Genomic DNA, 13404 nt, shown 5'->3' on the forward strand with positions numbered 1-13404 from the left:
CAATCTGGCGCGGATCTCATCGTAGAGCTGGGACTAATGAAAGTCTCTAATAGACTCTGAATACATTAGCGCAAACCATCTCCGTTATTTTAAATTATTAACTTGCAAAACGGGGCGTACCATACATTTTGCCCCAAAACAAGTTAGGGTAAATCCTCTAATGGTTGCTTTGAGCGAAGCAGGCATTCAAAGTGTTAATGAATGAATAAATAATCAATTCTCGTTATGTAATATAATTGGCTTCTCGTTAAAATTTTTCATAAATATTTAAGCTACTAATTTTAAAAGCCTTTTTTATGCGTGTTCCCGTAATGTATTTTCCCCATTCTCGAATAAGTAAATTCTCGGTTATAGGGTAGTCTAAACAATTGTAATTCCTTTAGGTTATGTGTAAGTTATTAATAATTAGATTATTAATAACCGTATTTTGATAATTCTGGAAATTGACACATTGAGTGTTAACGGGAATTCTCGGTAATACGCTGTCGGGCCTATTTATGGAACGTGACGAACTTTTAAAGCATGCATTTACACTTGAAGAACTTTGTCAAATTAAGCTAAACCAGAGTTCCAAGAAAAAAGATGCAGCAGAAGCAGAAGAATATGCATACAAATTACTAACCGCTTTAAAGTGTCCAATAGTTACAAAAATAGATGGGCAAGATAAATATAAATATCTAGAAGACGGCTTGTTAAAGCCAGACTTTATTGTTGGTTCCCGAAGCTTTGGAGAAAACCGCCCAAAAGATTTTTATGTTGACGTTCAGTGTATCACTGGAGGTCCGTGGGATATTACGTCTAAATCTAACCCGTATTTCGAAAATGGTAGTGCTCCAAGAAATATTTGGAAATCTAACGCTCCGTATGAGGTAGTTGATAAAGCTCCAAAGAAGAATTTTTATGGCGATGAACAAGCTTTAAAAGATGCAGTTTGGAGTACTTTTAGTAAAAAAACTCAAAAGTATGGGCTGGAACGTAACTCTCCAAGATTTGGCTTAGTCAGTATCGCTCAAAGTTCCGAAATTGATTCGCTAATGCATTTGGGTAATATAGTGTCCGACATATGCCATACACTACAAAGACATGTAGGTAATAACGATTTTGCGTTTAATAAAATTGCAGATCTCCAAATGGAATTTTTAACAAAACAAAAAACAGGAGTAATACCTATCGTAGCTCCATTTGACAAAGATTATTGGTGTTTTTGGATAATAACGAGTCGATATTTCCCTTACGGTAACTGCTTATTTATTGTAAACACTACGGGTGTATCTAGGTCTGTTAAAGAATTTGGTAATTCTCCAGTTACAAATTGGCTTAAACAAATTCATACTATGCAAGGTTATGATTACTTTAATAAAATTGATTAAATCAGGCATAACAACGCGCTCAAGGGCGGATGTAAAAAGTTTGGCGTTAGCCAACCTTAAACTCACATTTAGCGCGAAAATCCTAACTAGGAAATGTCCAAATACGAGTTTGCTCGAGATCCTGATTTTCAGATGTAGATACATAAACAAAAAGAGCATTGTATATAGCGCGATATAAATGGCGCTTACAATGCTCTTCAAAGACTACTTTAAAATAACGAGGTTATTTAAGTGAGTCGTTAATTTCTTTTAGTGTTGCAACTGGGTCTGCCGATTGGGTGATTGGGCGGCCTACAACTAAATAGTCGCTGCCATCTTCAACGGCTTGTTTTGGTGTCATGATGCGCTTTTGGTCACCTGCATCACTGCCTGCAGGGCGAATACCAGGAGTAACCAGTTTAAAGTCTGCGCCAAGTTCTGCTTTTAGCTTTTTCGCTTCTTGTGCTGAGCACACTACCCCATCAAGGCCTGATTCTTTAGCAAGGTTTGCTAGGTAAATTACTTGCTCTTCAGGTGTTTTATCTACACCTAAACGAGTAAGCTCTGCGGCATCCATACTAGTTAATACAGTTACTGCAATCAGTAATGGCGCGTCATCACCAAACTGCTCTAAAGCTTGTTTTGCTTTAGTCATCATTTCAACGCCACCAGAGGCATGCACGTTAACCATCCATACACCCATTTTTGCAGCTGCTGTTACAGCTTTAGCCACTGTGTTTGGAATATCGTGAAATTTTAGGTCTAAGAATACATCAAACCCTAAGTCGATTAGTTCCTTAACAAAGCTAGGACCAAAATACGTGAACATTTCTTTGCCTACTTTAAGACGACACGTATCAGGCGATAATTGCTTTACAAACGCAAGAGCTGTTTGTTGATCATCGTAATCAAGGGCAATTAATACTTTTTTTGAATCTTCGACAGACATAACTTTCCTAAAAACTAATGGACTAATATGAATTAAAAACCGTCTATGCCACGGCTTGGAACAATTGTTTCCCAGTGCTTACAAGATGGACATACCCAATAAATGGTATGACTGGTAAAGCCACAGTGTTGGCACTGAAAATCAGGTTTGGTTGCGATATAAGACGTTACTAGCTTATCAATTTGATCGAGTACATCTTTAATATCGTTGTTTTGTTTGGCAAGTAGCTGTAATAAAAAGCTAAAGCCACGAATAGTTGGATGACGCTTTAAACTATCCGTTAAAAATTTTATCGCTTGCTCTATGTGACCTTGCTCAAGTAAGGCTTGGCAGTGTTTTATTTTTATTAATACGCCACCTTTATCGAGCAGTTCATTAAGTAATTCGTAAAACTGATGCGTTAAATTTAGCTTTTGATAGCTCAGTGCAAGCTCTTCAATAAATACCGGCGCAAAAAACGTGAACTGACTGATTAGCTCGCGCCAATAGTAAATTGCTTTTACATAATCTTCATTGGTAAAGGCACTGTGACCAAGCTCATATAATGGACGAATGGCTTTATGGTTTAAGCTAATGGCTTTACGCATAATTTGCGTATCATTATCTTGTAAGGCCGCTTCACAGTAAAAATTGGCAATGGCTTTTACATGCTGAGGTTTAGTGAACAACTCACTGTGGGCCTCGTACATGTTAATGCCCTTTTCCCATTCACGAGTTTGTGAATAAAGATTAATAATTGGTTCGAGCGCTTCTTTATATCCTGCTTTTACGAGCCAAACTAAATGCTCTTCTGCGCTATCTAATAAGCCTGCCATGATGTAATCTTCAGCCAGCTCTAAACGACTGGTTGCAGCTTGTTGTTCATCAAGGCTTGGGTGTTTTAATAACAGCTCATGAATTTTAATTGCGCGGTCAAGCTCGCCACGGCGGCGAAACATAGTTGCCAGTGTTGAATAGTGTTCAACTGAGTCGGCAGCAACTTCAAGTAGATTGATAAGGTGCTCTAAGCCTTGGTCTTCTTCTCTGTCTAAGAGAAATTTAAGGCCTTTAGAATATTCAGAGGTGATTTGGCGATTAAGCTGATGAGCTTGGTTTTTAGCGCTGTTTTTACCCATTATCCAACCGTAACCGGCTGCAACGGGTAAAAGTAAAAACAGAAGCTCAATCATGATTAGGTGTCTTTATTAGCAACAAGCTTTTTATTGTTTTTTTCAGGCGCTAATTTTTTCTTTAAACGATAATTTTGCCACTTTAACTGAGAAAATAGTGTAAAGCTTATAAAACAACCAATTGCGACACCTAAAATAAAGCAGATACTTATTACAACAGCTAGGGGTAAAGTATTACTAGCGATTAAATAATTGATTTGCACCAATTGTGGATTCTGTGAACCAAGTACAAACGCAATAAATAAACACAGCGCAATTAATACAATTTTTAATACCCTAAACAAGTAACTACTCCTGTATAAAACTAGGCAATACTCGCATTTACGCGGTCACGTAACTCTTTACCTGGTTTAAAATGTGGTACATGCTTACCGTCTAACTCAACTGTTTCGCCAGTCTTAGGATTACGACCTGTGCGAGGAGAACGATAATGCAATGAGAAACTTCCAAAGCCACGGATCTCGATGCGATCTGAGCTAGATAATGAACCGGCCATTTGTTCAAGAATTTCTTTAACGGCATTTTCAACATCTTTCACAGGGATGTGTGCATGTTGCTCGGCAAGTTGTTCTATCAATTCTGACTTAGTCATAGCGTTTCCTTAAAGAGTGGTAAAGGAAGGGCAAAACTGCCCTTCCAATTTTAAAAGACTAGATATTAGTCTTTTTGAGCATTTTTGAATGCTGCAGCCATAGCGTTTTCGAACGCTGGCTCTTCTTTCTTAAGCTTCTCTAGTACTTCTTTCTCTTCTGCTTCGAAAAGAGCTTTAACAGATAAGCTTAAAGTGCGGTTCTTACGATCAACACCAACGTATTTCGCTTCGATTTCGTCGCCTGCAGAAACTACAGTAGTAGCATCTTCAACACGCTCTTGAGCGATATCAGCTACACGGATGTAACCTTCAACGCCTTCGATAAGCTCAACAGTTGCGCCTTTCGCATCAACTTCAGTCACTTTACCTTTAACAATAGCACCTTTTTTGTTTGCGTCCAGGTAGTTATTGAATGGGTCAGCTTCGATTTGTTTAACGCCTAGAGAGATACGCTCACGCTCTGGGTCAACTTGTAATACGATAGCAGTGATTTCGTCGCCTTTCTTGAATTCACGTACAGCTTCTTCGCCAGGCGTGTTCCAAGAAATGTCTGAAAGGTGAACAAGACCGTCAATACCGCCTTCAAGACCGATGAAGATACCGAAGTCAGTGATTGATTTGATCTTACCAGTAACTTGGTCGCCTTTGTTTTGTAGACGAGCAAATTCTTGCCATGGGTTAGCAATACATTGCTTAAGACCAAGAGAAATACGACGACGCTCTTCGTCGATTTCAAGAACCATAACTTCAACAGTGTCACCTAGTGAAACAACTTTTGAAGGGTGGATGTTCTTGTTAGTCCAATCCATTTCAGAAACGTGTACTAGACCTTCTACGCCTTCTTCGATTTCAACGAAACAACCGTAGTCAGTAAGGTTAGTTACACGACCAGAAAGCTTAGAACCTTCTGGGTAACGACCAGCGATAGCTGCCCATGGATCTTCGCCAAGCTGTTTAAGGCCTAGAGATACACGAGTCTTTTCTTTGTCGAATTTAAGAACTTTAACTGCGATTTCGTCGCCAACATTAACGATTTCTGAAGGGTGCTTAACACGCTTCCACGCCATGTCTGTGATGTGTAGTAGACCGTCAACACCACCAAGGTCAACGAACGCACCGTAGTCAGTAAGGTTCTTAACGATACCTTTAACTTCTTGACCTTCAACAAGGTTAGCAAGAAGCTCTTCACGCTCTTGTGAGTTTTCTGATTCGATAACTGCACGGCGAGAAACAACAACGTTGTTACGTTTTTGGTCAAGCTTGATTACTTTGAACTCAAGCTCTTTACCTTCAAGGTGAGTTGTGTCACGTACTGGACGAACATCAACAAGTGAACCAGGTAGGAAGGCACGGATTGAATCAACTTCAACAGTGAAACCGCCTTTAACTTTACCGTTGATAACACCAGTAACAGTCTCTTGCTCTTCACATGCTTTTTCTAAGCGGATCCACGCTTCGTGACGCTTCGCTTTCTCACGAGAAAGGATAGTTTCACCGAAACCGTCTTCGATTGCGTCTAAAGCAACATCTACTTCGTCGCCAACAGCAACTTCTAGTTCACCAGCAGCATTTTTGAATTGCTCAGCAGGGATTGCACTTTCAGATTTAAGACCAGCATCAACAAGTACGATGTTGTTCTCGATTGAGATAACAGTACCTTTAACGATAGAGCCTTGCTCTGCTTCAAAACCCTTAAGGCTTTCTTCAAATAACTGCGCAAAATTTTCTGACATTATACGTCTCTAAATAATTAAATAACCAATTAGCAACCATGCTGCATGGGGTTGTTAAAATAGCGCTGGCTTCCTGCCGGCACCTTAATAAATTACTTTTTAGCTTTTGGAAGCTTTCCTGCAAGTACTGCTTCGTCGAGTAAAGTTACAACTTTATCAAACACTTGCATTGCATTGAGCTCACTAGTATCAAGCTCAATAGCGTCTTCTGCAGGAACAAGCGGCGCAACTTCACGCGTCATATCGCGGTGATCACGAGCTTTTATGTCCTCAAGTAGACCACTTAGTGTAACATCAAGACCGCGTTCATTCAACTCAGCAAAGCGACGACGAGCGCGCTCTTCAGCTGATGCGGTTAAATAAATTTTCAATGGTGCATCTGGAAACACAACTGTGCCCATATCACGACCATCGGCAATTAGGCCGCTCTCAGTACGAAACGCACGTTGACGACGTAATAATGCTTCTCTCACCCGTGGTAATGCAGCAATTTTTGATGCCGCAGCACCCACTTCTTCGTTGCGGATTGTGGTTGTGACGTCTTCGCCTTCCAAGACAATTTTAGAAGTATGTGTTTGGCTGTCGACCAAAAACTGTACATCTAAGTTTGCAGCTAACGGCACTAGCGCATCTTCATTATCTAGTTCAATTTGATGATGAAGCGCTGCAAGTGACAGCACACGATAAATCGCTCCACTGTCTAATACATCCCAACCTAATTTCTCGGCTAACAAGCGACAAACAGTTCCTTTACCTGAACCACTTGGGCCATCGATGGTGATTACGGGCATTGATAACGCCTGCATTTATAACCTCCTGCAATGCACACCAAAATAAATCCGCGATATTATACGTCAGTTCTTAAAATAGATCCGCATCTAGAGTGTAACTTTTTATATTTTCTTCTGTTTTATTGACTTGAGACAGACTCTAGTACTTTGAAAAACGTTGGAAAAGTTTTGTATGTACATTTAGGATCGTTAATGGTTATCGGCTTCCCGCCAACAGCAACCATCGCAAAACACATGGCAATACGGTGATCGTTGTACGTATCAATCGCTACATCATTGAATGTTTCTGGTGGTGTTATTTCGATGAAATCTTCACCCTCAACAACTTCTGCACCAACTTTTCGAAGCTCAGTAGCCATTGCATATAAACGGTCTGTTTCTTTTACACGCCAGTTATAGATATTACGAATCGCCGTTGTACCTTTTGCGAAAAGCGCAACGGTTGCGAGAGTCATCGCTGCATCAGGGATTGCATTAGCATCAATATCAACCGCGTTCAGCTCGCCTTTACGAACCACCAGCTTTTCATCGTACCAATCGATTTTAGCGCCGACTTGTTCCATAACTTTGGCAAAACCAATATCACCCTGAACAGATGCAGCACCTACCCCATTAATTTCAATTTCGCCGCCTGCTATTGCAGCCGCCGCAACAAAATAAGAGGCGCTTGAAGCATCACCTTCGACCATAATACGCTCAAGTGCTTGATACTGCTGACAGCCTTTAACGTAAAACGTTTCATAGTTGTCATGACTCACAATAACACCAAAACGCTTCATCACATCTAGGGTAATATCAATGTAAGGCTTTGATACCAGCGTGCCTTTAATGGTGATTTTTGTGTCGCCATTAAATAATGGTGCCGCCATTAGCAACGCAGTTAAGAACTGGCTCGAAATACTGCCATCAATTTCAACTTTACCGCCGTTGATTTTGCCGCCTTTAATGGCCAGTGGTGGATAGTCTTTATGCTTAAGATATTCAACATCACCACCCAGAGCTTGCAGTGCATCAACCAAATGGCCGATTGGGCGCTCTTCCATACGTGGCTCACCCACCAGCTGATATTCGCCTTCTACAGCAGCTAATACAGCTGTCAGTGGACGATAAGCAGTACCAGCATTGCCTAAAAATAATGGCTCACTTGGGGTTTTAAATTTACCTGAAACCCCCTCTACGGTAGCCACTGTTTTATCTTCATTAAGCGATACATTTACGCCCAAAAGATTTAACGCACCTAGCATATGACGAATATCATCACTGTCGAGAAGGTTTTCAACAACCGTTGTGCCCTCTGCCAGTGCTGCTAACAGTAAGATACGGTTTGATAAACTTTTTGAGCCTGGCAGTGTCACACTACCATTTACTTTTGAGATTGGTTCAAGACGAAGCTGTTCCATAATTAGCTGTGCTCCTTGGCGAATTTTTCCATAAAATTAACCAAAGCTTGAACACCTTCAAGTGGCATCGCGTTATAAATGCTTGCGCGCATACCACCAACAATACGATGGCCTTCAAGGGCTAATAAGCCTGCTTCTTTTGACTCATTAATGAATTTTTCATTCAATGATTCATCGTTTAACCAAAACGGTACGTTCATGCGTGAACGGCAATGCTTGGCAACTTTATTACTATAAAAATCTGAGCTATCAATAAAGTTGTAAAGTAATTCTGCTTTTGCGATGTTTTGCTCTTCCATCGCTTTAACGCCACCGTTTGCTTCAAGCCATTCAAATACTTCAGCAGCTAAGTACCATGCAAATGTAGGTGGTGTGTTATACATGCTGCCTTGTTTAGCTTCTAACGCGTAATCAAGAATTCCTGGCTTTGCAAGGCCTTCACGTTCAAGTAGCGTTTTACGAATAATAACAATCGATAAACCAGACGGGCCGATATTTTTTTGTGCGCCAGCGTAAATAAGATCAAACTGATTTACATCAAATTCGCGCGATAAAATAGTCGATGACATATCAGCAACAATCGGTGCAGATGGATGTGATGGTACTTCGAAAATCTCAATGCCATCTACGGTTTCATTCGGGCAATAGTGGATGTACGACGCATCAGCAGGTAATTCCCAGCTGCTTGCTGGTTTGATAGAGAACTGACCATTTTGCTGTTCATCATCACGTACATTAATACTTTCAACAGCAGTGAATTTAGCAGCTTCTGAAGTAGCACCTTTAGACCATACACCGTTTTCACAGTACACAGCTGGTTTATCATCAAGGTGAAGATTCAATGGCACAGCACTGAATTGACCACGGCCACCGCCGTGCATAAATAACACTTCAAACTCATCACTAATATTCATTAAGCGACGCAGGCTTGCTTCACATTTAGCAGTAAGTGCTAAAAAGTCGCTGCTGCGATGGCTAATTTCCATCACAGAGACACCTAAACCTTGCCAATCTATAAATTCTTTTTGTGCTTTTTGCATAACTGCCGGCGGTAGCATTGCCGGTCCTGCACAAAAATTATATTTAGTCATTACTTTGCCTCATTCCAGTAATTATAGTGCGGATAAAAAAAGCGGCCGAAGCCGCTTTTTAAATCAATGTTATTCTGAAGGTGGGTTATCACCCGTTTCTTCAGTATTGGTATCGACTACTTCAACGGCCTCGCCTTCGATGGCTTCAAGCTCATCAACTTCGATTTCTTCGATACGTTGTAAACCAACTACTTGCTCTTCGTCAATAGTTCGTATCAAAATAACGCCTTGAGTATTACGACCAACCGTAGAAACCTCATTAACACGGGTACGTACTAATGTACCGCGATTAGAGATGATCATGATTTCGTCGTTTTCGTCAACTTGTACTGCACCAACCACAGCGCCATTACGCTCGCTTACTTTGATTGATACAACACCTTGTGTTGCACGGCTCTTCGATGGGTAATCTTCAAGTGCTGTACGCTTACCGTAACCGTTTTCTGTCACAGTTAGGATCGCACCATCTGACTTAGGTACGATTAACGACACAACGCGTTGGTCGTCAGCCATCTTAATACCACGAACACCCGTTGCTGTACGGCCCATTGGACGAACACCTTTGAAGCGGATTTCCGGGTTACCGTTTTCGTCTAGCACAGGGTTGCCGTTTTCATCAACAACTTCTGACTCTTCTGCTTCTTTAAAGCGGACAACTTTACCGGCATCAGTGAATAGCATGATTTCATTCGTGCCATCAGTGATATCAACACCAATTAAGCTATCACCTTCATTCAGGTTAACAGCGATAATACCGCTCGCACGTTGACGGCTGTATGCTGTAAGTGGTGTTTTCTTAACTGTACCAAACGCAGTGGCCATGAAGATGTATTTATCTTCTTCGTACTCACGTACTGGTAAGATAGCGGTAATACGCTCATCAGCTTCAAGTGGTAATAAGTTTACAATTGGCTTACCACGCGCTGCACGGCTTGCTAATGGTAACTGATAAACTTTCAACCAATATAAGCGACCTGCCGTTGAGAAACACAGAATTGTATCGTGTGTGTTAGCAACCAATAGACGCTCGATGAAGTCTTCATCTTTCATCTTAGTTGCTGACTTACCTTTACCACCACGGCGCTGTGCTTCGTAATCAGAGAGTGGTTGATATTTAACGTAACCTTCGTGAGAAAGCGTTACTACAACGTCTTCTTCATTGATTAGGTCTTCAAGGCTAATATCGTGAGCAGCTGCACTGATTTCAGTACGACGTTCGTCACCATATTGCTCTTTAATTTCTACTAGCTCGTCGCGGATAACTTCCATTAAACGATCTGGGCTTGAAAGAATGTGTAAAAGCTCAGCAATTAGATCAAGTAAGTTTTGGTACTCGTCTAAGATTTTCTCATGTTCAAGACCTGTTAGTTTGTGTAAACGTAGGTCTAAAATTGCTTGTGCTTGTTGCTCAGATAAATAGTACTGACCGTCACGGATACCTAAATCAGCGGCTAACCAGTCAGGACGTGCTACGTTATCTTCACCTGCCTTTTCAAGCATAGCTTTAACTGTACCAAGTTCCCAAGGACGAGCTGTTAATGCTGCTTTTGCTTCTGCTGGGGTTGGTGACTTACGAATAAGTTCGATAATCGGGTCGATATTCGCAAGAGCAATCGCTAAGCCTTCAAGCGTGTGAGCACGGTCACGGGCTTTACGTAAATCGAATACAGTACGACGTGTAACAACTTCACGGCGGTGAACGATAAACGCTTCAAGCATTTCTTTTAAGTTGAAACACTTAGGTTGGTTGTTATCAAGTGCAACCATGTTCATACCAAACACAGTTTGTAACTGAGTTTGTGCATATAGGTTGTTTAAGATTACTTCACCAACATCACCACGTTTGATTTCGATAACGATACGCATACCGTCTTTATCTGATTCGTCACGTAGTGCGCTAATACCTTCAATCTTCTTATCTTTAACTAGCTCAGCGATTTTTTCGATAAGGCGCGCTTTGTTAACTTGATAAGGAATTTCGTGAACAATAATGGTTTCACGACCAGTTTTTTCGTCAACTTCGATTTCAGCGCGAGCACGGATGTATACTTTACCACGACCCGTTAAATACGCCTGCTCAATGCCTTTTTTACCATTGATAATCGCCGCAGTCGGGAAATCCGGACCCGGGATATATTCAATAAGGTCAGCAATTGACATGTCTGGGTTTTGGATCAGCGCTAAACAACCATTGATAACTTCTGTTAAGTTATGAGGTGGGATGTTTGTCGCCATACCAACAGCGATACCCGAAGAACCGTTTACTAATAAGTTAGGTACTTTAGTAGGTAATACGTCAGGAATTTGCTCAGTACCGTCGTAGTTAGGTACGTAATCAACCGTTTCTTTTTCTAAATCAGCTAATAATTCATGTGACATTTTCGCCATACGGACTTCCGTATAACGCATTGCTGCCGCAGAGTCACCGTCAACAGAACCAAAGTTACCTTGGCCGTCAACAAGCATGTAGCGTAATGAGAAAGGCTGCGCCATACGAACGATGGTGTCATATACCGCGCTGTCGCCATGTGGGTGGTACTTACCGATTACATCACCAACAACACGTGCTGATTTCTTGTAAGGTTTATTCCAATCATTATTGAGTTCGTTCATTGCGAACAAAACGCGGCGGTGAACAGGCTTTAAGCCGTCACGTACGTCTGGCAATGCACGACCTACGATTACACTCATGGCATAATCAAGGTAAGAATTTTTTAATTCATCTTCAATATTGACTGGCAGAATTTCATTGGCGAGATCAGTCATTTGATTTCACATTCCTTCAGTATTGACTCATTAAGAGGCAAATCGCCGTCTTAAGAGCTTTAGTTATTATTTCCTGACCATGCTATCACAATTTATTTAGATTTACAGGCGCTAAATCTTTGCGATTTATTAATTTACCCCTATATAATGGCCTCAGATTAACGAGGAAGTTTTTTATGACCGAGCATCAAAATGTAGATAATGCAGAAATTGCAAAGTTTGAAGCCATCGCAGAACGTTGGTGGGACCGCGACGGAGAGTTCAAACCCCTTCATGAAATAAATCCTCTTCGCTTGGATTTTGTCGCAGATAAAGTGGGCGGCTTATTTGATAAGGAAACCTTAGATGTTGGCTGTGGTGGCGGCATCTTAAGTGAAAGCATGGCCCGTATGGGCGCTAAAGTAACTGGCATTGATATGGGCCAAGAGCCATTAACCGTTGCTAAGTTACATAGTTTAGAAACAGGCGTGCCTGTTGATTATATAAAAGTACCTGCAGAGCAATTTGCTGCTGAGCACCCTGCTCGCTTTGATGTTGTGACGTGTATGGAAATGCTTGAGCATGTTCCAGATCCTGCTTCTATTATTCGCGCTGTAGCAGAACTTGCTAAACCTGGTGCCGATGTATTCTTTTCAACATTAAATAAAACACCAAAAGCTTATTTGTTTGCCATTGTTGGTGCTGAAAAGCTATTGAAAATGGTACCTGAAGGTACCCATGACCATAAAAAATTCATTAAACCTGCACAGCTTATTGCATGGGCTGAAGAAGCTGGATTAAAAGTACGCGCCAGTACAGGTCTTAACTATAATCCGTTTTCTAAGCAGTACAGCTTAAACGATGATGTAAGTGTTAATTACATCCTGCACTTTGAGAAACTAGCGTGATGAGTGGTGTGCAAACACCCTCTATCGATTTTGATGCCTTTATCTTTGATTTAGATGGCACTCTACTCGATACTGCGGATGACTTAGGTGGTGCATTAAACCGCGTGTTAGCAGATGCCAATGTGGCCCCTGTTGCTGAACATGTTTATCGCCCTGCTGCTTCTAATGGTGCAAATGCATTATTAGAAGTAGGCTTTGGTGATAAATGGCCAGAACTTGAACAACTCGCTTTGCGCCAACAGCTTCTTGATTACTACGCCGAAGATATCGCTGTACACAGTAAATGCTTTAATGGCATCGAGCAGCTTTTAATTGCACTTGAGCAAAACAATATTAAGTGGGGCATTATGACTAATAAGCCCGGCTTTTTAACTGAGCCCTTAGTACAAGCTATACCCTCTTTGAGTAAAGCGATGGCGGTAGTAAGTGGCGATACATTAGCTGTTTCAAAACCATCTCCCGATCCACTTTTACACACAGCTGAGATCTTAGACGTTGATCCGTGTCGCTGTTTATATATCGGTGATGCTGAACGTGATATACAAGCTGCAAAAGCTGCCAATATGTATAGTGCAACGGCGTTATGGGGTTACATACCCAGTGTTGATGCTGCTCTTGACTGGCAAGCGGATTTCAATTGGCAAACACCCATTGATGGATTTAACCATATATAGTGT

Annotated in this window: 12 protein-coding genes; 3 read left to right on the top strand and 9 right to left on the bottom strand. The window is 41.2% G+C overall.

Annotation, left to right across the window (positions count from 1 at the left end; translation table 11 throughout):
* Window positions 1-497: 497 nt before the first annotated feature.
* Window positions 498-1370, top strand: a complete 873-nt coding sequence (locus tag J3455_RS08630) for a hypothetical protein (RefSeq protein ID WP_349561546.1) — start codon at window positions 498-500, stop codon at window positions 1368-1370.
* A gap of 223 nt (window positions 1371-1593) precedes the next feature.
* On the opposite strand, the gene pyrF is transcribed toward J3455_RS08630, so the two are convergent.
* The 9 genes from pyrF to gyrA form a co-directional block, all read right to left on the bottom strand.
* Window positions 1594-2298 carry an orotidine-5'-phosphate decarboxylase gene (gene pyrF, locus J3455_RS08635; RefSeq protein WP_063705476.1) on the bottom strand — a complete coding sequence of 235 codons (705 nt, stop codon included), beginning with the start codon at window positions 2296-2298 and terminating at the stop codon, window positions 1594-1596.
* A 32-nt stretch (window positions 2299-2330) separates the two neighbouring features.
* Window positions 2331-3467: a lipopolysaccharide assembly protein LapB gene (lapB, locus tag J3455_RS08640; RefSeq protein WP_130051432.1), complete on the bottom strand. Its 1137-nt coding sequence runs from the start codon at window positions 3465-3467 to the stop codon at window positions 2331-2333.
* Window positions 3468-3469: 2 nt separating this feature from the next.
* Window positions 3470-3751, bottom strand: coding sequence for a lipopolysaccharide assembly protein LapA domain-containing protein (locus J3455_RS08645; RefSeq protein ID WP_054551349.1), 282 nt, complete (start codon window positions 3749-3751; stop codon window positions 3470-3472).
* 20 nt (window positions 3752-3771) lie between these two features.
* Window positions 3772-4059 carry an integration host factor subunit beta gene (gene ihfB / locus J3455_RS08650; protein ID WP_036968575.1) on the bottom strand — a complete coding sequence of 96 codons (288 nt, stop codon included), beginning with the start codon at window positions 4057-4059 and terminating at the stop codon, window positions 3772-3774.
* A 65-nt stretch (window positions 4060-4124) separates the two neighbouring features.
* Window positions 4125-5792 carry a 30S ribosomal protein S1 gene (rpsA, locus tag J3455_RS08655; protein ID WP_054551350.1) on the bottom strand — a complete coding sequence of 556 codons (1668 nt, stop codon included), beginning with the start codon at window positions 5790-5792 and terminating at the stop codon, window positions 4125-4127.
* 92 nt (window positions 5793-5884) lie between these two features.
* Window positions 5885-6598: a (d)CMP kinase gene (gene cmk, locus J3455_RS08660; protein ID WP_130051431.1), complete on the bottom strand. Its 714-nt coding sequence runs from the start codon at window positions 6596-6598 to the stop codon at window positions 5885-5887.
* 104 nt (window positions 6599-6702) lie between these two features.
* Window positions 6703-7983, bottom strand: a complete 1281-nt coding sequence (aroA, locus tag J3455_RS08665; protein ID WP_349561549.1) for a 3-phosphoshikimate 1-carboxyvinyltransferase — start codon at window positions 7981-7983, stop codon at window positions 6703-6705.
* A gap of 2 nt (window positions 7984-7985) precedes the next feature.
* On the bottom strand, window positions 7986-9074 hold the full coding sequence (gene serC / locus J3455_RS08670) for a 3-phosphoserine/phosphohydroxythreonine transaminase (protein ID WP_178927010.1): 1089 nt from the start codon (window positions 9072-9074) through the stop codon (window positions 7986-7988).
* 69 nt (window positions 9075-9143) lie between these two features.
* Complete coding sequence (gene gyrA, locus J3455_RS08675; protein WP_130051428.1) at window positions 9144-11840, bottom strand: DNA topoisomerase (ATP-hydrolyzing) subunit A; 2697 nt, start codon at window positions 11838-11840, stop codon at window positions 9144-9146.
* Between the two features lie 176 nt (window positions 11841-12016).
* On the opposite strand from gyrA, the gene ubiG reads away from it, so the two are divergent.
* On the top strand, window positions 12017-12727 hold the full coding sequence (gene ubiG, locus J3455_RS08680; protein WP_105174078.1) for a bifunctional 2-polyprenyl-6-hydroxyphenol methylase/3-demethylubiquinol 3-O-methyltransferase UbiG: 711 nt from the start codon (window positions 12017-12019) through the stop codon (window positions 12725-12727).
* A complete protein-coding gene (locus J3455_RS08685) occupies window positions 12727-13401 on the top strand; it encodes an HAD family hydrolase (protein ID WP_130052287.1) in 675 nt (224 codons plus the stop codon). The genes ubiG and J3455_RS08685 overlap by 1 nt, the downstream gene beginning before the upstream one ends.
* The last annotated feature ends 3 nt before the right edge of the window (window positions 13402-13404 follow it).

It is taken from the genome of Pseudoalteromonas sp. NFXS39, assembly GCF_040148775.1.
Classification (GTDB): domain Bacteria; phylum Pseudomonadota; class Gammaproteobacteria; order Enterobacterales; family Alteromonadaceae; genus Pseudoalteromonas; species Pseudoalteromonas apostichopi.